The following is a 22,729-nucleotide window of genomic DNA, read 5'->3' as shown; positions in this document are numbered from 1 at the left end:
CCCGGAACGACCGGGCGATGGAGTCAAGCGGGGCCGTGAATCCGGCCCCGTGATCGGCGATCATGGTCAAGCCAGTGCGTTCATGGATTCGGCGTTCCTGGCCCGGGCCAGGTCCATCCGCGATCGGATGCATTGGCCCACTCGCTCGATGTGCGGCTCGCGCATCATGGTCAGATGGTCACCCTCCACGGCGACTCGCTGCACGTGGGGCGCAATCGAGCGCCAGCCGCGGTACGGGTCGCGGAAGGCGGTACCCACCAGTTCATGGGGAGCTTGCAGTACATCGGGCAGCTCGACGTCCGCGGCGAACAGCGTGATGGGCAGGTCCAGTGGCGGGAAGCGATAGTCCAGCAGCCCTTGCCAGTTGGCATGGAACACCCGGAACAGCTGATCGAGTGTCGCCAGGGTGATGGTCTCGTCGAAAAGGCCCTGGTCGATGCCGTGCTGCCGGATCGCCGCGAAGGCCTGCGGGTCGTCCTGGGAGGAGAAGTCCAGGGCGTGGTAGGCGTACTCCTTCTGGCCGTCGCCGCTGAGCAGTTCCCACATGAACCAGTTCATGAACTCGCTGCGTTCTATCCGCACCTCGCCCTGCCTGACACGCACGATGGTGTCCAGCAGGAACACGTTGTGCAGGCGCCGTCCGCGCCGCTGCAACTCGCTGGCCAGTTCATACGCCACGACGCCGCCATAGGACCAGCCGCCTATATTCAGGGGGCCTTCAGGGGCGACCTGCTCGATGGCGTCCGCGTAGTTCACCGCCTGGGCCTGCACCGATTGCAGCGGTTCACGGCCATCCCATGTGCCTGGCGCTTGCAGGGCATACAGGTGGACCTGGTCCTTGAGCACCCGCGCCAGTGCCGCATAGCACAGCACGTGTCCGCCGATGGGGTGGACCAGGAACAACGTCGGCTTGCGCGTGGCATTCTTGAAGTCCACCAGCGCGCCGGCGCCGGGGTGTCCGGTTTCGGTCTGTTGCAGCACCTGGGCGAATTCGGCGATGGTCGGCGCCTGGATAAAGTCGGACAGCGAAGGTTCCAGGCCTTGATGTCTGGCGAGCATGGCCACCAGTCGCACCGCCTTGAGCGAATTGCCCCCCAGCTCGAAGAAGTTGTCGTGGACGCTGATGTTGTCCAGGTCCAAGGTTTCCTGCCAGTAGGCTTGCAGCAGATCCTCCATGGCATTGCGCGGGCCAATGAAGGACCGCTGCAAGGTGGTCTGGACTTCTATCTTTTGCAAGCGCTGCCGGTCGATCTTGCCCGTGGGCCCGAGCGGTAGCTGCGCGATCCTGACCAGCGTGTTCGGCACCATGTAGTCGGGCAGCGCCAGGCGCATTTCCGCCTTGAACTGGTCCAGGTCCGGCTCGCGCCCCGGCAGTGCCTGGACGAAGCCCACCAGATAACGGCTGCCATCGGTTGCCGTCTTGTCGATGACCGCCACCTGCTCGATGTCGGCCCTGAACCGGGCGGAGCCGAGCATGGCCACTTCGATCTCGCCGAGCTCGACGCGGTAACCGCGAATCTTGACTTGAGCGTCGCTACGGCCCTGGTACACGAGATCGCCGCCAGGCAAGTAGAAGCCAATGTCGCCGGTTTCATACAGGCGTCGTGTCTGGCCCTCGAGCTGGCGATAGATGAAGCGCTCGTCGGTCAGGTCGGGGCGATTCCAGTAGCCATTGGCGAGACAGGCCCCTTCGATGAACAGGTCGCCCGTCACGCCGACCGGGCAGGGGTTGCCGGCCGCGTCCAGGACATGCAGGCGTACCCCGTCGATGGGCCTGCCGATCGGCGGCATGCTTGGCCAGGTCGCCGTCGCGCCTTCAAGTCGCAGGCTCGTGACCACATGAGCCTCGGTCGGGCCATAGTGGTTCTCCACCCGGCAGTCGCCGAGGTGATCGATCAGGTCGCGGATTTCGGCAGTGATTTTCAACTGCTCGCCGGCGACGTTGATCTGACGCAGCGAGGAGGGGTAAATACCCAGTTGTGTGGCGACTTCGGCCAAGCCCTGGAACGCGACGTAGGGCAGGAACAGGCGATTCACCGCTTGCGTGCCAATAAACTTCAACAAGCGGATGAAGTCATAGCGCAACCCTTCGTCAATCATCACCAGTTCATGACCGCTGGACAGGGTCGAGAAAATTTCCTGGAACGAAACGTCGAACGAAATGGGCGCGTATTGCAGCGTCTTCAGTGCTTGTGTCCCATGGCCGTCCTGTGCCTGCTGGCGGTTCTGCCAGAGGATCATATTGGTCAAGGCCAGGTGCGGCATGGCCACGCCCTTGGGGCGGCCGGTCGAGCCCGAGGTGTAGAGCAAGTAGGCGTTGTCTTCAGCCATGATGCCAGCGGCAATGGCGGCCACCCGTTGGTGACTGCCGGCCAGATCGTCGTCGAAGCCAGCAACCACGCTGTCCCAGTGGCGCGTATCGGCCTGGCCTGCCAGGGCCATCGCCAGGTTCGCAGAGGCATCGGCGAACAGCACCAGGCGTGGCTGCGAGTCTTCGAGAATCAGCTGGATACGCTCCTGCGGATAGCTCAGGTCGATCGGAACGTAGGCGGCGCCGGCCTGTACGACACCGAGCAAGGCGACGATCAGGTCGGGCGAGCGGGGCATCATGATCGCGACCCGATCCCCCTGGCCGATACCGTGGCGGTGCAGCCAGCTCACCAGTTGGGCGCAAGTATCGTGCAGTTGGCGGTAGGAAAGACGGGCCTGGCCAAAGCTCACGGCGGTCTGCTCGCCATGGCGCGCGAAACTGTCCAGTAACACGCTCGACAGGTTGTCGTGGGGCAAGGCCCTGGCGGCTTCCGGTGTGGTTCGGGCGACGGGCGGCAGCCAGACCGGAATGGCCGGCTTGGCCTCAGGTGCGGCGATCATCAGTTCCAGCGTGCGCAGCAGGTACTCGGCATAGGCTTCGGCCTGGCTCGTGGCGACACGCGCGGTGCGGTAGTCCATCTTCAACATCAGCGAACCGTTGGCGGGGTGGCGGCCGAGGGTGGTCAGCAAGTCGTAGTTGCTCGCTTCCGTGGTTTCCCAGTCGGTGAGGATCTCTTCGCCTTGGGCCAGCAGGTCCTTGAGCACGTAGAAATCGACGTAATTGAACACTACGTTCAGGGCGACATCGGTCTCGCGATGAATCAACGCGAACGGATAGCGCCGATGGGCGAATACCTGTTGTTCCTGGGCAATCGTCGCCCGGATCAGCTCCAGCCAGCTCTGGCCCTGGCTGCTGAAGCGTACCGGCAGGGTATTGAGGAACAGACCCAGGACCGAGGCGGCATCTTCGAACGCCGGTCGGCCATGGCTGATCACGCCGCACAGCACGTCCTTTTGATTGGACATGATCGCCTGGGCGAAACCGTGGGCCGTCAGCAGGACCGCGCGCAGGGGCAGGTCACGGGCCTGGCAGAAGGCTTCGAGCCGGGCCAGGTCCGCGGCGGGCAGTTCACGGTAGGCCGAGCGGTGCGGCGTCGGGTCCGGTGCCACTCCATGGATCCAGCTGGTCATGGCCGCGGCGGGCGCCTCGTGCAGGTATTCGCGCCAGAAACGGCGGTGGGTCTCTGTCGCCATGGCTTGTTGCTCCAGGGCCACGAAGTCGGCTGGCGTGGTGGTCAGGGCCGGTAGGGCGTCGGTGCCAGGTGCCGAGGTGTAGAGCGTGATCAGGTCGCGCATCAAGGTGGCGACGCTCCAGCCGTCGAGGATCGCATGGTGGAAGCTGAAGACCAGGTCGATTTCAGTCTCCGCGACGAACACGCAGAACTGATACAACGGCGCCCGATGCCAGTCTTCGCGGTAACGCTTGCGTTCCTCCACGTAGGCGGCAATGGCCTGGGCCCGGGTGTCGGGGCTCATTGAGCAGACATCGATGATTTGCACCGGGGACTCGACGTTCGAGTGAACCCGGGCCATGGGCACCTCGGCGTGCCCGATATCGAACGACATGCGCAAGGCCGGATGACGCCGGATCAATGCGGCACAGGCCCGCTCCCATGCCGGCGCATCCCACTGCAGGCGCAAGCGGTAGCGGAAGATGTCGTGATAGATCGCCGAGTCCGGGTGCATCATCGAGTGATAAATCATCCCGACTTGCAGTTGCGAAGCGGCAAACACGTCATCGAACACACCTTCGCTGGCCAGGCGGATCGCCGCCGGAACCTGGGCGAAAGGCTCTACGTGGGCCAAGGGTTCGAACTCGGTGGCCGGGGTTTGCCCGGACTCCAGGGCCTCGGCCAACTGGGCGATGGTGGGGTACTGGTAGACCTGCGCCAGGGTCAGTGCAATCCCCTGTTCACGGGCATGGATCTGCAAGTGGATGACTTTCAGGGAGTCGCCACCGAGCATGAAGTAGTTGTCATGGATGCCCGGCGTCGAGCGCTTGAGGTTGTCCCGCCACAGCTCGGCGAGGGCCTGTTCCAACGCCGTGCGTGGGGCTGTCGTATCGCTACCCAGGTTGGCTGTCGGCTCGGGCAGGGCCTTGCGATCCAGCTTGCCGTTGACATTCAACGGGAACTGATCGAGCTCGACCAGGTGCCTGGGCACCATGTAGTCAGGCACCTGCTGGCGCAAGGTTTCCTGCAGCGCTTGCGGGGATGGTGAGCAGCCGGGCTCGCTCACCCAATAGGCGTTGAGGTACGCATCACCGGCTTCCTGGCGGGCGATCACGACCACGTCCTTGACACCTTCACAGGCGAGCAGGTGGGCTTCGATCTCGCCCAGTTCGATGCGCAGGCCGCGGATTTTCACCTGGAAATCGTTGCGTCCCAGGTATTCGAGGCTGCCATCGGGCAGCCAACGCCCGAGGTCGCCGGTCTTGTACAGCCGCGCCTGGGGCTCGCTGCCCAAGGGGTCGTGGATAAACCGTTCGGCCGTCAGTTCTGGACGGTTCAGGTAACCCCGCGCGACCCCGATGCCACCGATGTGCAGCTCGCCGGCCACCCCCGGTGGCAGCAGTTGCAGGTTCGCGTCGAGGACATGCATTTGGATATTCGCGATCGGTCGGCCGATCGGTACGATGCCGTCGTGCGCATCGGGCCGGCAATGCCAAGCCGTCACGTCGACGGCCGCTTCGGTGGGGCCGTAAAGGTTGTGCAACTGCACCGTTGGCAAGCATTCGAAAAAACGCTTCTGCAAGGCATGGGGCAAGGCTTCGCCGCTGCACAAGACCTGCTGGAGCGCGGGCAGGCGCTGTGGCTCCACCTGGTCGAGAAAGACCTGCAACATCGATGGGACGAAATGCAGCAGCGTGATGCCGGCGCTCGCCATGATGTCCATCAGGTAGCGCGGGTCCTTGTGCCCGTCGGGGGCGGCGACGATCAGTTGCGCGCCACTGAGCAACGGCAGGAAAAATTCCCAGACCGACACATCGAAACTGAACGGCGTCTTTTGCAGGATCCGGCTGTGTTCATCGACCCCATAGGCATCGCGCGCCCAGAGCAAGCGATTGACGACCCCGTCATGCTGGTTCATCACACCCTTGGGCAAGCCGGTGGAGCCGGAGGTGTAGATCACGTAGGCCAGGTCTCGCGGCGTCAGCCCGAGCGCGGCGGGGTCCGGGTTGTGCGTCGGTTGTCGAGACAGCGCTTCAGAGCCGGCATCCAGGCACAGCACGGGCATCGTCACGGCGGGCAGGTTCGCCAATAACCCCAGGGTGGTGATCAGGGCACTGGGGGCGCTGTCGCTGAGCATATGGCTCAAGCGGTCGGCCGGATAACCCGGGTCCAGCGGCACATAGGCGGCACCCGCTTTGAGAATGCCCAACAGGCCGACCACCATCTCCAGGCTGCGGTCCAGGCAGATGGCAACGCGATCGTCGCGGCCAAGCCCGGTTTCCAGCAGGGCATGGGCCAGGCGGTTGGCCTGACGGTTCAGCGCGTCGTAAGTCAGCGCCTGGTCTGCGAAGCGCACCGCGATGGCGTCGGGGCGAGCGGCGACCTGGGCTTCGATCAATTGATGGAGCAGCATATCCCTGGGGTAGTCGACGCCGGTGCGATTCCAGTCCCGCAGCAGTTGGCGCTCGGAGGGCGCCAACGGGTCGAGGGCCGCAACCGACACGTCGAAATCAGCGGCCACGCACGCCAGGATGTTCATGAAGCGCTGTTGCAAGGCCTCGATCTGCGGCGCATCGAAATAGGCCTCGTTGTAGATGAAGTGCATCCACACATCGTCTTGCGGCGCGGACTCACGAACGTGCATCGCCAGTGGCATTTGTTCGTAGCCATTGCTGAGTTTGACCGGCTGTGCCGGCGCAGGCCCGTACCAGGTGTCCTGGTCCTGTTCGTAGGACACCACCACGTCGAACAACTGCCGCCGATCCAGGTTCTGCAAGCCGAGTTCGCGGTTCAATTCGCTCAGCGGGAAGCGCTGGTAGCGATAATCCTGCTTGAGCGTCAGGGCGATCTTGCCGACCAGGTCGCTGAAGCTCAGGTCGGTGCCCAGGCTCAGGCGTACCGGGCTCATGCCGACGAACAAGCCCATCGTGGCCTTGTGTGCGGCATTGGCGCGGTTGAGGATGGGCAGGCCGATGACGATTTCATCCCGTTGCTCGGTGCGCGCAAAGTAGCTGTACAGCACCCCGAGCATGACGTGGAAGACCGTCGCCGGGCCCGCGGCCTTCGCGTTTTCGCCAAGACGGTTGTAAAGCGCCCGGGGCAAGCGCCAGGCATGGTTCTGGCTGGGCGCCAGGCGTTGGTCGAGTCGACCCAGGTGACGGGGCGCGAGCAGGGGCTCGGGCAGTGTGCGGTACTTCTCCAGCCAGTACTGGCGCTGGCGCTGGAACGAAGCCGAATCTTTGCTGGCGACTTGCTGCTCGACATACGCTTGATAGGTCGGTGCTGTCGCCGCGTTTTGCGCCTGGTCATGCAGGGCGGTATAGGCCTGGCTGAGTGTTCGGCCAATCATGGCGAAGGACCAGCCATCGATGATCAGGTGATGGCAATTGACGAAGCAGTAGTGGAGGTCTTCCCGGACCTTGACCAGGTCCGCGCGCACCAGCAGCCCATCGTCAAAGGAAAACGGGGTTTGCAGCTTGGCCTGCAGCAAGGCCAATGCGCTGGCTTCCGGATCGGCATGGCCCGACACGTCGTGCACCGCCAGCGGGGCGTCGACCGGCCCCAGGAAGCGTTGGCGCGGCAGCGGGTGCTCGCTGGAGCCGGGCACCAGCTGGATCCGCAGGGCATCGTGGCCATTGACGATCTGGTTGAAGGCCGTCTGCAGCAGCGTGGCGTCGACCGTGCCGTTGATGCGGGCATAGCCGCCGATGTTGTACAACGGACTGTCAGCGTGCAGCACCTGGTCCAGCCAGATGTCCAGTTGCGGGGTGGTGAGGGGATAAAGCACGCACTCTGCGCTCGATGCGGGCAGGGTCTGGGTCATGGTGTTCTCCGTGGGCCGATCCGCTGGCCCGATGAAACGAATGAAAAGAGTGATGCCTTCTGGCCGGGCCAATGGCAGCGCTGTGTCAGTCGCCAATCAATCCGTGATTACGCAACGCGATACGTCGCGGCTCTGTGGGCGATGGCCTCGATTTGCAGCGCTGCCGCTTCGCGGGCGCTGTCACCACTGGCCATCGCCTTGCTGTAGTGGTCACAACTGGCGCGCACGTCAGCGCTGTTCAGCACCGTGTCCAGGGCCGAGGCCAGCGACTCGGCGGAGGCCGGCGTGAATACCTGCAAGCCGCAGCCCAGGCGTTGCATTCGCGCGGCGTTGTCGAAATGGTCGTGGGCAAATGGGGTGACGATCTGTGGCACCCCGGCGGCGATTGCCAGGGCCGTGGTCCCGACGCCTCCGTGATGCACCAGGGCCGAGGTATGGGGCAGGATGCGGCTCATGGGAACGTAAGGCCTGACCAGGATCCTGCCGTCGCAGGACAACGACGGGTCGACCGGCTGGCTGGTCAGGAACACGCCGCGGCGGTCGATCAACTTCAGTGCTTTCGCCGCAGCGGCGAAATACTGTTCGGCATTGACCGTCGTCGAACCCGGGGTGAACACCACCGGTGGGGCTGCATTCAAAAAGTCCTCCAGCTCGGCGTCTGGCGCCTCGAAGCCGGATTCATCGAATAACGGGAACCCGGTCAGTACCGTTTGGGCAGGCCAGTCCTGTTGGATCGGGGCGAACCAGTCCGGAAACAACCCCAATACCCGGTCGGGCGAGGAGATCCACTGACTGATGATGCGTTTGACCGCAGGCAAGCCCAATTCACGGCGAAAACCGTTGAGCTCAGGCTTCATGAGCCGATCGAGGAAGGTGTGCTCGATGACCCCCAGCAGCAGGCGTCGCAAGGGATACGGTACGAAGGCCGGCAGGTTCGTTCCAGGTGGATGGACGGGGCGCGCGAGGGGCGACCAGATGGCGAAGGGGGTGACCTGGCCAGTGACCAGTGGAATGCCGTGTCTTTCCTGTAGCAGCCGCGCGGAAAATGCCCACAACGAGCCCAGCAGGACGGTGTCGTCGTCACACGCTTGTTCCAGTAGCCGATACTGTTCACGCAACGTGCCACCGACGGTTTTCCATAGGGTGGGCAGTGACGTGCGCGGATGCCACAACGCCGGGTCAGCCATGACCGCTTGATATTCCTCGCGGGTACCCAAGGGCAGGAACTTGAAGCCACAGCGCTCGATCACCGGAGCGAATGCCGCGCTGGCGCAAAAGGTTATCCGATGCCCGCGTGCGGCGAGGGTGCGGCCGATCCCGATAAATGGGTGAACGTCACCGGCTGAGCCGATGGCCGTAATGATCACATGCATAAGGCTCCCTTTTAGAGTGATCGTGCGGTGGGTAACAGTCCTGATCGGCGGGCGACCGGACATCGCCTGTGGACTCCATCCACAAAAAACGATTCAGCTTGAGGGGGTATTTAAGCGGTTGCAGGTAGGAAACGTCTGTAGCGGAAAACGGGGACATTCCGGCCCGCGGATCAGGGATGAAACCTGTGGGGCTTGCTCGCGAAGCGGTGGGGCAGCGTGTGCCGATGTCGGCTGTGCCGCCGTCATCGCGAGCAAGCTCGCTCCCACAAGGGGGCCTGTGGTGAATGCAAGCTTCATGAACACCTCGGATCCCCTGTGGGAGCGAGCTTGCTCGCGATGACGATGGATCAGCCTCCACACCTCGGGCTGCCCAGCGAATTGCTCGCAGGACAGCCCGGGGCTGTCATGACACCGTGGCGGTTTTCAAGGCCTGGGAAATCGCCTCGCCCAGCCGGGCCACGTGGGGCGCCTTGACCAGTGTGTTGTGGGTGCCGGGCAGGGCCGTCACGTTCACCTGATCCTGCAGCAACGCACGCCAGCCCAGGGTCGGGTCGCTGCGTTGCTGATCTTTTGCAGTGAACAACGACACCGTGAGCGGGCTGGGCGGGCTGACGTAGCTGCCGATGGCCAGCCGCGTGGCATAGGCAACGCCCAAGTGCGTGCGCAGCAGGGCAGCGTCGATGTCATCGGGCAACTCCTCCGGTAGCAGGCGATGGGTCATGCACAGTGTCAGCATCGCCTCGATGGCAGAGTCTTCCGCCAGCGCCGTCAGTTGCCGGAGCAGATCAGGCTCGATCCCCTCGGGTAGCCAGGCCATCAGGAACTGCGCTTCGCCGATCGATGGCTCGGGCACCGGGTCTGGACGGGTCGATGTATCGATGATGCCGAGGAACTCTATGGCCTCACCGCCGGCCTGCAGTTGACGGGCCATTTCATAGGCGATCAGGCCACCGGCCGACCAACCGGCGATCCGGTACGGACCTTGCGGCTGGACCTGGCGGATGGCCGTCAGGTAACGCGTTGCAATGGCCGGCACATCGGACAGCGGGGCCTCGCCCGCCACCAAGCCACTGGCGGCCAAGCCATAGACCGGTATCTGGGGATCGAGCGTTGGCGCCAGGTCCCGCGCATATTGCACTTCACCGCCCAGGGGATGGACCAGATACAGCGGTCGCTGGGAGCCGGTGCGGCGGATCGGCACCAGATTGCGCTGGACGCCGGGCCGGGACTGGCCATCCAGGGTCCTGGCGAAACCGGCAATGGTCGGCTCGACGAACAGGTCCCGCACGGCGATCGGTTTACCGAGGACTTTGCGCAGGCGAGAGGCCATTTGCACCGCCATCAGCGAAATACCACCGAGACTGAAAAAGTCGTCATGGCGGCTGATCCGTTCCTGTTTGAACAGGTCCTGCCAGAGAGCCGCGATGGCGATCTCGGTATCCCCTTGAGGCGCTTCATAAGGCAACGGCACGGGACCGTCTTCAGCGATGACGGGCTGGACGACGGCAGTGGCCGAGCGCTCCAGCGGCGGCGTGTCCTGCAACAACTGGCCGATGGATTGCTGTGCGTCGGTCACCAGGTTTTCCAGGACCTTGGCAAACAATCCGGCGATGTTCTGCACGGTGTGCAGGTCGAACAGGTCGTTGGCGTATTGCAGGCTGCCAGCGATGCGTTCGCCATTGTCGATCAGGGACAGCGACAGGTCGAACTGCGTGGTGTTGTGGGGGCTTGCCAGGGTTTGCACCTCAAGCCCGGGCAACTGCAACGGTGCCGGTGGCGTGTTGTCCAGGCTCAGCATCACCTGGAACAACGGGCTGTGACTCATGCTGCGAGTCGGTTGCAGGGCGCTCACCACCTGTTCGAAGGGCAGGTCCTGGTGATTGTAGGCGGCCAGGGTCAGGTCCTTGATTTTCCCCAGCAGCTCGTCGATGCGGGTATCACGCTCGGTGGAGACTCTCAACGCCAGGGTGTTGGCGAAGAAACCGATCAACGCTTCCAGCTCCGGACGCTGACGGTTGGCCACCGGCGTGCCGACCACTACATCTGCCTGGCCGCTCAGATGGCTCATCAACACTGACCAGCCCGCCAGCAGCACCATGAACAACGTGGTGCCCCGGGCCTGGCTGAATGCACGCAGATCGGCGCTGAGGGTGGGCGAAAAGCTGCACTCGATGATGCCACCGGTATACCGCTGTATCGCCGGGCGCGGACGATCCAGCGGCAGGTTCAGCAGCACGGGCGCACCTTCCAGGTGTTGCCGCCAGAAGTCGATCTGGGTTTGCAGCGCCGGGCCTTCAAGGGATTGTCGTTGCCAGGCGGCGTAGTCCACGTATTGCAGCGCCAGGGGCGGCAACGGGTCTTTCTGGCCTTGAGTGAAGGCGTTGTAGAGCACGCTGACCTCGCGAGCCAGGACGCTGTTGGACCAGCCATCGGAAACGATGTGATGCAAGGTGATGAACAGCACATGTTCGTCATCGGTCACTTGCACCAGGTGGCCGCGCATCAGTGGCCCGCTGTGCAAGTCGAACAACTGCGTGGCGTTGATCTGGCCGAGATGCTCGAGCGTGGCCTGGCGTTCAGCGGGGGCCATTGCACGCAGGTCCTGCTGCTCCAGGCGGAAGCCGTAGTCGGCCGGGGCGATTTTTTGCAGTGGCTCGTCGTCCACCAATTCGAATCGCGTGCGCAAGGTTTCGTGGCGCGCCACCAGGCGGTCGAGGGTCGCTTGCAGCGCAGCCTTGTCCAACACCCCCTTCAGGCTCAGGGCCAGGGGCAGGTGATAGGCCGCACCGGCCGCGTGGTCCAGATGATCGAGGAACCACAACCGCTGTTGCGAAAAGGACAACGGCAGTCGTCCCGCGCGATTGGCCAAGGGAATCGACACGGCCTCGGTGGGCGACGCCCCGTGCACCAGGGCGGCGAGGCCGCGCACGGTCGGCGCGTCGAACAGTTCGCGCAAGGTCACCCGTGCACCCAGCTTGCGTCGCAGCCGCGAGAGCAACTGTACGGCGAGCAGCGAATGGCCGCCCAGCTCGAGGAAGCCGTCGTGACGGCCAACCTGATCCAGGTGCAGCAATCCTTTCCAGATCTCGGCAATGGCGATTTCAGTGTCGCCCTGGGGCGCCTCATAGGTTTTGCTCGCCAGGGATTCCTGGCCGGGCGCCGGCAGGGCGCGACGGTCGAGCTTGCCGTTGGCGGTCAGGGGCAGGGCATCGAGGTGCACGAACGCGCTGGGCACCATGTATTCGGGCAGGCCGCTCAACAACGCGCTGCGCAGTTGCTCGGCCGGGACCGGGTCGCCGCAGACATAGGCAACCAGGCGCTTGCTGTCCGAGTCGCCCGGGCTGTCTTCCCGCGCAATGACCACGGCCTCGCGGATACCTGGATAGGCCACCAGGGCATTCTCAATCTCGCCCAACTCGATACGGAATCCACGGATCTTCACCTGGAAGTCATTGCGCCCCAGGTATTCCAGCGTACCGTCGGCCAGCCAGCGACCGAGGTCGCCGGTCTTGTACAGGCGTGCGTCCGGTTCGCTGTTGAACGGATCGGCGATAAAACGCTCGGCGCTCAGCTCCGGCCGGTTCAGGTAACCCCGGGCCACGCCGGCGCCGCCGATGTGCAGCTCACCGGCCACGCCCAACGGCGCCGGTTCGCCACGGGCGTCAAGTACGTGCACCTGGACGTTGGCAATCGGCCGACCAATGCTCGGACGCTCGCCCAGGTCACGGATCAGGTCGATGGTGGCGTCCACCGTGCATTCGGTCGGGCCGTACATGTTGTAGAAGCGGATGCTCGGGCAGTTGCGTAGTTTCTCCCAGGTCGCGGCATTGATGGCCTCGCCACCGAGCAGCACGCTCACCGGCTGGTAGCTGCTGCGTTCCAGCAAGCCGGCGGCGAGCAGGGTGTCGAGCTGCGACGGCGTGGAATCGAAGGCGTGCACCTGGTGCTGTTCGAGGAAGTCCAGCAACTCGTGGCCGCTAGCGCGGATCAGTTGCGGGATGATCACCAGCCGGTGGCCGGAGAACAGCTGGGAGATGCCCTTGATCGACATGTCGAAGAAGAACCCGGCATTCAGGGCCACGGTGGCTGGGCTTGGGCAATGCTGGTGGGTGGTGCGGGTGAGCACTTGCCAGAAGTTGAACACCGAACGGTGCTCGACCATCACGCCCTTGGACTGGCCGGTGGAGCCGGAGGTGTAGATCACATAGGCCAGGTGCTCGGGCGTCAGGCCGGGCACTTGCGGGTTGGCATCAAAAGCCGCGTCATTCGCCGATCGCAGCGAATCGCTCGTGTCGAGCAACAACCGCGGCAGTTCGCCGGACGGCAGGGTAAGGGTCGCTTGGGTCAACAGCGCCCGAGGCTGACTGTCCTGCAGCATGAAGGCCATGCGCTCGGCCGGATGGGCCGGATCGATGGGCACGTAGGCCGCGCCAGCTTTGAGCACGCCCAACAGGCCGACGATCATGTCCAGGCTGCGTTCGGCACAGATCGCCACGCGCTGATCGGGTTCGACGCCCAGTTCGAGCAACTGCCGAGCCAGGTGGTTGGCGCGACGGTTGAGCTGGCGGTAGGTCAGTTTTTGGTTTTCGCAGACCAGGGCCACGGCGTCGGGGCTGGCCTGGACCTGGGCTTCGAACAGGTACTGGATCGGTTGCGCCGTGCCGAAATCCGTGGCGGTGTGGTTGAAGTCCGCCAGCAGCAATTGCCGCTCGGTGTCGGGGAGCACGTCCAGATCGCTGGCGAGGCGCTCGGGGGCTTGTTCAAGGGCTTCGACCAGCGCGGCCACGGCCTGGGCGAGGTAGGCGGCGATGCGTTGCGGGTCGATGCCGGTGATGGATTGGGCGGTCAGGGAGAAGCCGCTGCCCACATTCGCCACGGCAATTTCAATGGGGTAGTTGGTACGGGTTTCGGAGGCGATGAAATGCATGCCTTCGTGGCTGCCCATGTCGGCGACGTTTTCCCCGGACGCGTTTACCAGGTCGCCATGGCGGCAGTTGAGGATCACGGTGAACAGTGGCAGCGACGTATCCACGGCACTGCAACGCTGGGCCAGGGCCAGGGACGCCTGTTCGTGGGTCAGTAGCTCACTGAGCTGCTGGTAGGCGTCGCGGACAATGTCGCTGACGGTGTTCTGCTGCAAGCGAATGCGCATCGGCAAGGTGTTGATGAACATCCCCAGTGCATGGTCGGCCCCGGCGGTACCTTGGGAACGCCCCGACAACACCGTGCCGAAAATCCCGTCGTCGCGCCCGCTGGTGGCCGCGACGACCAGGCCCCAGGCCGCATGGAACAGCACCGAGGTCGGGACCCCTTGAGTGCGTGCGGTTCGATACACCTGGGCACTGAGATCGTCGCTCAAGTGTTTCACCGCACGCTTGATCCCCGCACCGTTGCCTCGTACATCGAGCACACCATAAGGCGCGGTGGTGGCATCCACATCGGCCAGCAAGTGACGGAAGTAGGCTTCGTGGTCGGCCTGGGGCACGCTGGCGGCCCGGGCGATGAAGTTACGGTACGGCTGGGACGGCGGCAGGCTGTCGGCCTGGCCGGCCATGACGGCCTGGATCTCCAGCATGATCAGGCGCAAGGTCACGTTATCGCTGATCAGGTGATGGTCGAGCAATGCCAGCAGCCATTGTGCCCGGGGTTCGTCGTAGATGACGTACGCTGCGATCAACGGGGCCCGTTGCAGGTCCAGTCGCAGATGATGCGTGTCCGTATGGTCCCGGAGCATCTGCAAGGCGTCTTCGCCGGGCAAGCAGTCCAAGGTCATGACGGGCAGTTGCGCCTGGCGATGAACGACCTGCACCGGCTGCGACAAGCCGTGCCAGCGCAACGCGGTACGCAGGATGTCGTGGCGGTCGATCACCACCTGTACGGCGGCCAGGAAGTCGTCGAGCACCTGGCGGCGATCGAACGTCACCACGGTACGCATCAGGTAGGCGTCGCCTTCGGCCTGCAACAAGTGGTGGAACAGAATGCCTTCCTGCAACGATGACAGGGGGTAGATGTCTTGCACATTGCCGGCGCCACCGGGGACGTCGGCGACGATTTGCTCGATTTCCTGTTGGCTCAGGGTCACCAGCGGCAACATCTGTGGGACGATCGCCGTGCAATCGGCGGGGATCAGGTTCGCGGGGACCTCCTGTTGGGTGGTGCCGCCACCGGCGAGGACGGCCGCCATGGCTTTGAGTGTCGGCGCAGAGAAGACCGTGCGCACATCCAGTTGCAGACCCGCCTGACGCAGGTGCTCGATCAGGCTGATGACCAGGAACGAGTGGCCGCCGAGTTCGAAAAAGTGATCCTGGCGGCCCACTCGTTCAACCCCGAGCAACGTCTGCCAGGCGCTGGCCAGCGTCACTTCGATCTCCCCCAGCGGTGCTTCGTAGTGCTGGTTCGCGGTGGCAGACAAGTCCGGTGTCGGCAGGGCTGCGCGGTCGAGCTTACCGTTGGTGGTCAGCGGCCAGGCCTCCAGGGTCACGAAAGCACTGGGCACCATATGTTCGGCCAGTACGCTGGCCAGCTGGCTGCGCAAGGCCGAGGAGTCCGGGGCGGTCCCTTCATGGGCGATCAGGTAGGCCACCAGGCGTTTGTCGCCGGGACGGTCTTCACGCACGATCACCAGCGCCTCGCGGACATCGGCGCAATCGAGCAGTTGCGCTTCGATTTCCCCCAGCTCGATACGGAAGCCGCGGATCTTGATCTGCGAGTCGTTGCGGCCCACGTAGACCACGCCGCCATCGGCGCGGTAGCGGGCGATGTCGCCGGTGCGATACAACCTTGCGCCAGGCTCCACGGCGAACGGATCGCCGATGAACCGCTCGGCATTCAGCACGTCGCGATTGAGGTAATGCCGGGCCACACCGGCACCGCCGATGTAGATCTCGCCATTGACCCCCACCGGCACCGGTTGCCGGTACTCGTCGAGAATACGCAGGCACAGGTCCGGCAGTGGCGGGCCGATCAGGCTTGGCGCGCCGGTGTCGATTTCCACCTGGCTGATCGGGTAGTAAGTGGCGTGCACGGTGATTTCGGTGATCCCGTACATGTTGACCAGACGGGTACGGGCCAACGTAGTGCGTGCGGTCCAGGGGCGCAGGCTGCGGAAGTCCAGAGCCTCGCCGCCGAAGATCACTTCGCGCAGGGTATGTTCCTGGTCGCTGCGCTCGCGGGCCTCGATGAACTGGCGGAAGGCGCTCGGCGTCTGGTTCAGGATCGTGACGCGCTGCTGGCAGACCAGGGCATAGAAATCATCGGGGGAACGGGCCACGTCGCTCGGGACGATCACCAACTTGCCGCCGTAACTCAATGCGCCCCAGATTTCCCAGACCGAGAAGTCAAAGGCAAAGGAGTGGAACAGCGTCCACACGTCGTTTTGGTCGAAGTCGAACAACCCGGCGGTGGCATCGAACAGCCGTGCGACATTGCCGTGCTCCACCAGCACGCCCTTGGGCAGCCCGGTGGACCCCGAGGTGTAGATGACGTAGGCCAGGTGCCGCGGCGTCAGGCCCAGCGCCCTGGCTTCAAGGTTGTGGTCCAGGGACACGTCTGTCAGGTCGTCTGTGGCGACGTAATCCTTGAGGTGCACCACCGGCACGGCATGCTCGGGCAGCACGGCGAGGCAGTCAGGCTGGGCCAGCAAGGCCACCGGGGTGCTGTCGTCGAGCAGGTAGCCGAGGCGTTCGCTGGGGTAGGCCGGATCCAGTGGCACGTAGGCGGCACCGGCCTTGAGCACGGCCAGCACCGCGCAGACCATTTCCACCCCGCGGCGGGCCAGGATCGCTACCCGGTCATCGGGCCGTACGCCTTGGGCGAGCAGTTCACGGGCGATGCGGTTGGCGCGGCGGTTGAGTGCCTGATAGCTCAGTTCGCGTTCGCCCAGGACCAGGGCGGTGGCGTGGGGCTGGGCGGCGGCGACCTGTTCGAAGCGTTGATGAATCAGCAGTTGCGCCGCGAACACGGCTTTGGGCGGCAGCGTCGCCGGTGAGGCCTGGCGCTGTGCCGGGGTGAGCAGCGGCAGGGCGAGCACCGGCTGTGCGGGGTCCTCGATCATGGCCTCAAGCAGGGTCTGGAAGTGCTGGGCGAAGCGTTCCACGGTGCGATGGTCGAACAGGTCGCTGGCGTATTCGATCACGCCGCCCAGCGTGCCACCGTCATCGTCCAGTGTCAGCATCAGGTCGAACTGCGAGGTTTCATGGGCCTGGGCCACGGGGACCAGGGTCAGGCCGGGCAGGCTCAGTTCAACGCCGCCAGGGGTATTGTTGAGCGACAGGGCGACCTGGCACAGCGGGTTGTGGCTCAGGGAGCGCGGTGGTTGCAAGGCTTCGATGACTTGCTCGAAAGGAATGTCCTGATGTTCGTGGGCCGCCAGGGTGGTTTGTTTGATCTGCTCCAGCAACTGCGCCACGCTCGGGTTTTGCCCAAGGTCTACCCGCAAGGCCAGGGTGTTGACGAAGAAGCCGATCAGGTTTTCGGTTTCGGTGCGGCCACGGTTGGCCGTCGGTACGCCGATCACGACGTCTGGTTCGTTGCCCAGGCGTGCCATGAGGACCGACCAGGCACTGAGCAACGCCATGAACAGGGTGACGTTGTGTGCCTGGCAAAAACGTTCCAGGCGTTCGCGCAACGGCGCAGCGATGTTCACCCTGACGTCGCCACCCCGGTAGCTTTGTACCGCCGGGCGCGGGCGATCGGTGGGCAAGGACAACAGCGCCGGCGCGCCGCCAAGCTGCTCACGCCAGAAGTCGGCCTGGTGGCTCAGGCGCTCGCTGTCGAGAACCTGGCGCTGCCAGGCGGCGTAATCGGCATATTGAACCGACAGCGCGGGCAGCGGATCGGCCTGGTGTTGACTGAAGGCCCGATAAAGAGTGGCGAATTCCTTGACCAGGACACCCACCGACCAACCGTCGGAGATGATGTGATGCTGGGTGATGAGCAGAATGTGTTCGTCGTCGGCCAGGCGCAGCAGCCGCCCACGAATCAGCGGTCCCTGGCGCAGATCGAACGGCGCCGCGGCCTCGCTGTCGGCCATGCGAGAGGCGCTGATGCTGGCCTGCTCATAAGGCAGGCTGCGCAAATCCTGCTCGGCCAAGGCAAAGCCGCAGTCTGCCGGGGCAATGATCTGCACCGGTTGTTCGCCATGACGATCGAAGGTGGTCCGCAGGCTTTCGTGACGCGCCACCAAGCGGTCGAGGACAGCCTTGAGCACGGCGTGGTCGAGATCGCCGCGCAGCAGCAAGGACGCGGGCATGTGGTAAGCGGTGCTGGCGTTTGCATCGAGTTGGTCGAGAAACCACAGGCGTTGCTGGGCAAACGACAGCGCCAACGGTGCGGTGCGGTCGGCGATGCCGATGGTCTCGGTGCTGACGGTTTGCAGGTTGCCGACGACCCGCGCCAGTTCCTCCACGGTGGGATGACTGAACAGTTCGCGCAGCATCAGTTCGCCGCCCAACTGTTGCCGCACTCGGGAAACCAGTTGCGCGGCCAGCAGCGAGTGCCCGCCCAATTCAAAGAAGCTGTCACTGCGGCCCACGCGTTCCAGACCCAGCAATTCCTGGAAAATCTGCGCCAGGGCCACTTCGACGGCACCTTCGGGCGCGGCATAACCGCGCTCGGACATGGCGTCCAGGTCCGGTGCCGGCAGTGCGTCCTGGTCCAGCTTGCCGTTGGCGGTGAGCGGGTAGGCCTGCAGACTGACAAAGGCACTCGGAATCATGTAGTCGGGCAGGGTCGCCCCCAACTGCTTGCGCAATGCCGCCACTTGCAGCACCGCGCCCGTCTCAGGGATCAGGTAGGCGATCAGGCGCTTGCCCTGGCTCGCGTCTTCGCGGGCCAACACCCGCGCTTCACGCACGCCGTTACAGGCCAGCAGCTTGGCTTCGATCTCCCCCAGTTCGATGCGGAAACCGCGAATCTTCACTTGGGCGTCGATCCGGCCCAGGTGAACGATTTCACCATTGTCCAGCAGCTTGCCCAGGTCTCCTGAGCGATACAGTCGTTCGCCAGGTCGGAACGGGTCGGTAATGAAACGTTCGGCGCTCAAGGCCGGACGGTTCAGGTAGCCGCGCCCCACACCCAGCCCGCCGACGCAGATTTCACCGGCCACACCCACCGGCAGCAGCCGTTGACGGGCGTCGAGCACGTAGGCCACGGTGGTCGGAATCGGCCGCCCGACATTGGAGACGCCGGCGGCGATGTCCGCCGCACCAATGGCCTTGTAGGTCACGTGCACGCAGGTTTCGGTGATGCCGTACATGTTCACCAGCGCCACATGCCCGAAGGCACGGTGGAAGGCGTCGAGCTTGCCCAGTTCCAGGCTTTCCCCGCCGAAAATCACATAGCGCAAATGTTCCAGGCCCACCTGCGGCGTCGCCAGGGCTGCGGCGCTCAGTTGCAGGAACGCCGACGGTGTCTGGTTCAGCACCGTCACCTGTTCGCTTTCAAGGAAACCCAGCAGTTCCACCGGATCGCGGCGCAGGGCCTCGGGCACCAGGCTCAGGCGCGCACCGTAGAGCAGGGCGCCGAAGATTTCCCAGACCGAGAAATCGAAGGCATTGGAGTGGAACAGCGACCAGACATCGTCGGCGCTGAACTGGAAGTCCAGTCGATTGTTGTGCAGCAGGCGCACGACGTTGCGGTGTTCGAGCAACGCACCTTTGGGTTCCCCGGTGGAGCCTGAGGTGTAGATCACGTAGCAGAGGTGGTCCGCGGCACTGAAGTTGGGCAGGTTGGCGGCGCTGACGCCGCTGTCCGTGGCGGCATCGAAGACTTCGATGCCGAGGGCCTGCAGCGCCGGACTCATGTCCTGGCGGGCGATGGCCTTGCGGGCGCCGCTGTCGCGCAGCACATAGGCGATGCGCTCCTGGGGCGAACTCGGATCGATGGGCACGTAGGCACCGCCGGCCTTGAGCACCGCCAGGGTGGCGACGATCATCTGTACCGAGCGATCCAGGGCGATGGCCACCAGTTCCTGGGGCTGCACGCCGGCCGCTCGCAGGCGGTGGGCGAGGCGGTTGGCCTGTTCGTTGAGCTGTCGATAGCTCAGGCGCTCCAGGCCCAGATTGACCGCGATGCGGTCCGGGTACTGACGCACCTGTTCTTCGAAGAGCTGATGCAGGGTCAGGGTCTCGGGCCAGGCCGCTTCGCTGTCGTTGAAGTCGAGGATCTGTCGCTGGCGTTCGGCGGCATCCAGCAGCGGGACGTCGTCGACCCGCTGCTGCGAATCCTCGACAAAAGCTTCCAGCAGGCGCACGTAGTGGCGCATCAACTGCTGGATGAATTCGGCGTCGAAGAATTCCGCGTTGTACGCCAGGTGTCCGGCCCAGTGTGATTCATCGGCCGTGATCAGCAGGTGCAGGTCGTTCTTGCCATAACCCAGGTTGGTTTCCAGCGTATTGACCGCCAGGCCCGCCACCAGCGTGTCGTGGTCGGTGGTGCGCTGGAAATTGAAGAGCACGTCGAACAGCGCGGTGCGGCTCATGTCCTTGGCCGGGTTGAGGGCCAGCACCAATTGGTCGAACTGCATGTGCCGGTGGCGCAGGCCCTCGGTCAGGTTGTTGGCGGTCTGCTCCCAAAGCTGTTGCAAAGTGGTGTCGCTGTCGCACAGGCCACGCATGACCAGCAGATTGTCCAGCGGCCCGACGACATCCCGCAGGGCCGGCTCACGGCAGGCGGCCGTGGTGCCGATCACCAGTTCATCGTGGCCGGCGTAGCGGCGCAACAGCGCGGTGAATGCGCTCAGGGCCAGGCTGTCGCTGCTCACGCCGACTTCCCGGGCCAATGCTTCGAGGCGCCGCGCCAGCGCCGGTTCGAGGGTGAAACCGTGGGTGGCTTCGGCAAACACATGCACCGCCGCCCGGGGTCGATTCAGGGGCAGCTCCAGGGCTTGCAGCTTGCCGCGCAGTTGATAGGCCCAATAGGCCCGCAGGTTTTCCAGCGCGGTGGCCGGCAGGTTGCGTTGCCAGGCGGCAAAGTCGCCATAGCCCAGCGGCAATGCCGGCAGGTCGGCGCTGCGCTCGGCGCAGGCGGCTTCGTAGAGGGCCAGCAGGTCGCGCTTGAGCAACTGCATGGCGCTGCGGTCGGCCAGCAGATGGTGCACGGCGATGGCCAGGATCCCATGCTGATCGCTTGCCCGTACCAGGCTGGCACGTACCAGGCTGCCGCCGTCCATGTTCAACGGGCGACGGGTCGCGGCCAGGGCCTGGCCCGCCAAGTCGTCGGGGTTGCCCTGGATCAGTTCGAGCGTCAGGCTGGCCGGGCCGTCGAAGTGTTGCCAGGCCCGGCTACCGTCGCTCAATACCCGGCAGCGCAGGATGTCGTGGCGGGCCAGCAAGCCGTCGAGGGCGGTTTGCAGGGCCGGTTGATTGATCTCACCGGTCAACTCCAGCAGTAACGCAATGTTGTGATAGACCGGATTGGCGTCGTACAGGTAGCCGGTTTCGAAGGTATCGACGAACCACAGCCGCTCCTGGTGATAGGACAGCGGGGTCTGTCCTGGCCCGGAGACTTGTGCGGTGACCTCGGGCAAGGCTTGGGGCGGGTCCAGTTCCAGGGCTCCGATACGGGTGTCGGGGGCGTCGGTAAAGCAGTGCAACAGGCGCTCGAAGCGCGCGGCGAGGCGTTCGATGGTGGCGGCGTCGAACAGCGCGGTGGAATACGACAGGCTGCAGGACAGGCTCGGGCCGCCTTCGTCGATGTGCAGGGACAGGTCGTGCTGGGTGTTGTCCTTGCGCGAGGGCAGGAACTCCAGGTTCAGCCCCGGCAACTGCAACTGGCCCCCGGCACCTGCGGCATTGGTGTAGAGCATGGTCTGGAACACGGGGCTGTAGCTGGCGCTGCGCGCAGGCTTGAGGGCCTCGACCACCAGTTCGAATGGGGTGTCCTGCTGGGTGGAGGATTCCAGCATCAATTGCTTGACCTGCTGCAGTACCTGGTCAAGGGTCGGGTTGGCTTCCAGGCGCACGCGCAGGGCCAGGGTGTTGACGAAGAACCCGATCAGCGCCTGTACGTCGTGGCGGTCGCGGTTGGCGGCGACGGTGCCGATCACCAGGTCCTGTTGACCGCTGATGCGGGCCAGCAAGACCGCCCAGGCAGCCATCAAGGTCATGAACGGCGTCGCGGCGCGGGACTGGGCGAACTGGACGATGGCGGCGGACAACGACGCCGGCAGGTCGAAGCCCAGGGTTTCGCCGCGGTAGCTCTGGACCGCCGGACGCGCCCGGTCGGTCGGCAATGAAAGCAGCGCCGGGGCGCCGGCCAGGTGGGCGCGCCAGAATTCCACTTGTCGCTCCAGGCGCTCGCCTTCCAGGTGCTGGCGCTGCCAGGCTGCGTAGTCGGCGTACTGCCGGGTCAGCGGCGGCAGCGGGTCGGGCTGCCCCGCGCTGAATGCCTGATACAAGCTCGCGAATTCCTTGACCAGGATGCCAATGGACCAGCCGTCGGAGATGATGTGGTGCTGGGTGATCAGCAGCCGGTGTTCATCGTCCGCCAGGCGGAGCAGGGTGCCGCGGATCAGCGGCCCGTGCAGCAGGTCGAACGGCGCCGCGGCGGCGTTTTCGCTCAGGTGTGCGGCCTCGGTTGCGGCCTGCTCCCGGGGCAGGTGTCGCAGGTCATGGGTCACGAGGCTGAAGCCGCAATCGGCCGGGGCGATGACTTGTACCGGCTGTTCGCCCTCGCGGCGGAAAGTGGTGCGCAGGCTTTCATGCCGTGCCACCAGGCGATCAAGGGCTGCCGTGAGGGCCGCCTGGTCGAGGGCACCTTGCAGCAACAACGAGGCGGGTATGTGGTAGGCGGCGCTGGCGGTCGGGTCCAACTGGTCGAGAAACCACAGCCGCTGCTGGGCGAACGACAGTGCCAGCGGTGCGGCGCGGTCGACGCAGGGTATGTCGTCGGCAACGGTTTCGATGACACGCGCCGCGCCACGTTGCTTGAGCAGTCGCAGCAGGGCGGCACGTTTCAACTGGTCGAGACTATCGTTATGTTCGTTCAATTTA

Annotated in this window: 3 protein-coding genes; all 3 read right to left on the bottom strand. The window is 64.6% G+C overall.

The annotated features are described in order from the left end of the window. Window positions 1-66 precede the first annotated feature (66 nt). The 3 genes from AO356_RS28305 to AO356_RS28295 all read right to left on the bottom strand — a co-directional run bounded on the left by AO356_RS28305 (window position 67) and on the right by AO356_RS28295 (window position 22,725). Window positions 67-7,365 carry an amino acid adenylation domain-containing protein gene (locus AO356_RS28305; RefSeq protein WP_060742641.1) on the bottom strand — a complete coding sequence of 2,433 codons (7,299 nt, stop codon included), beginning with the start codon at window positions 7,363-7,365 and terminating at the stop codon, window positions 67-69. Between the two features lie 107 nt (window positions 7,366-7,472). Beyond that, window positions 7,473-8,738, bottom strand: a complete 1,266-nt coding sequence (locus AO356_RS28300) for a glycosyltransferase (RefSeq protein ID WP_060742640.1) — start codon at window positions 8,736-8,738, stop codon at window positions 7,473-7,475. A 403-nt stretch (window positions 8,739-9,141) separates the two neighbouring features. Further along, window positions 9,142-22,725 carry a non-ribosomal peptide synthetase gene (locus AO356_RS28295; RefSeq protein ID WP_060742639.1) on the bottom strand — a complete coding sequence of 4,528 codons (13,584 nt, stop codon included), beginning with the start codon at window positions 22,723-22,725 and terminating at the stop codon, window positions 9,142-9,144. Window positions 22,726-22,729: the final 4 nt, after the last annotated feature.

The sequence above is a fragment of the Pseudomonas fluorescens genome (assembly GCF_001307275.1).
Classification (GTDB): domain Bacteria; phylum Pseudomonadota; class Gammaproteobacteria; order Pseudomonadales; family Pseudomonadaceae; genus Aquipseudomonas; species Aquipseudomonas fluorescens_AA.
Note: the sequence above shows the minus strand (reverse complement) of the source record. Positions and strands in the feature narration are given on the sequence as shown.

What these genes read in the sequence shown, in the direction of transcription:
- AO356_RS28305 (WP_060742641.1), bottom strand. Translation starts at nt 7,365, where the DNA reads ATGACCCAGACCCTGCCCGCATCGAGCGCAGAGTGCGTGCTTTATCCC.
- AO356_RS28300 (WP_060742640.1), bottom strand. Translation starts at nt 8,738, where the DNA reads ATGCATGTGATCATTACGGCCATCGGCTCAGCCGGTGACGTTCACCCA.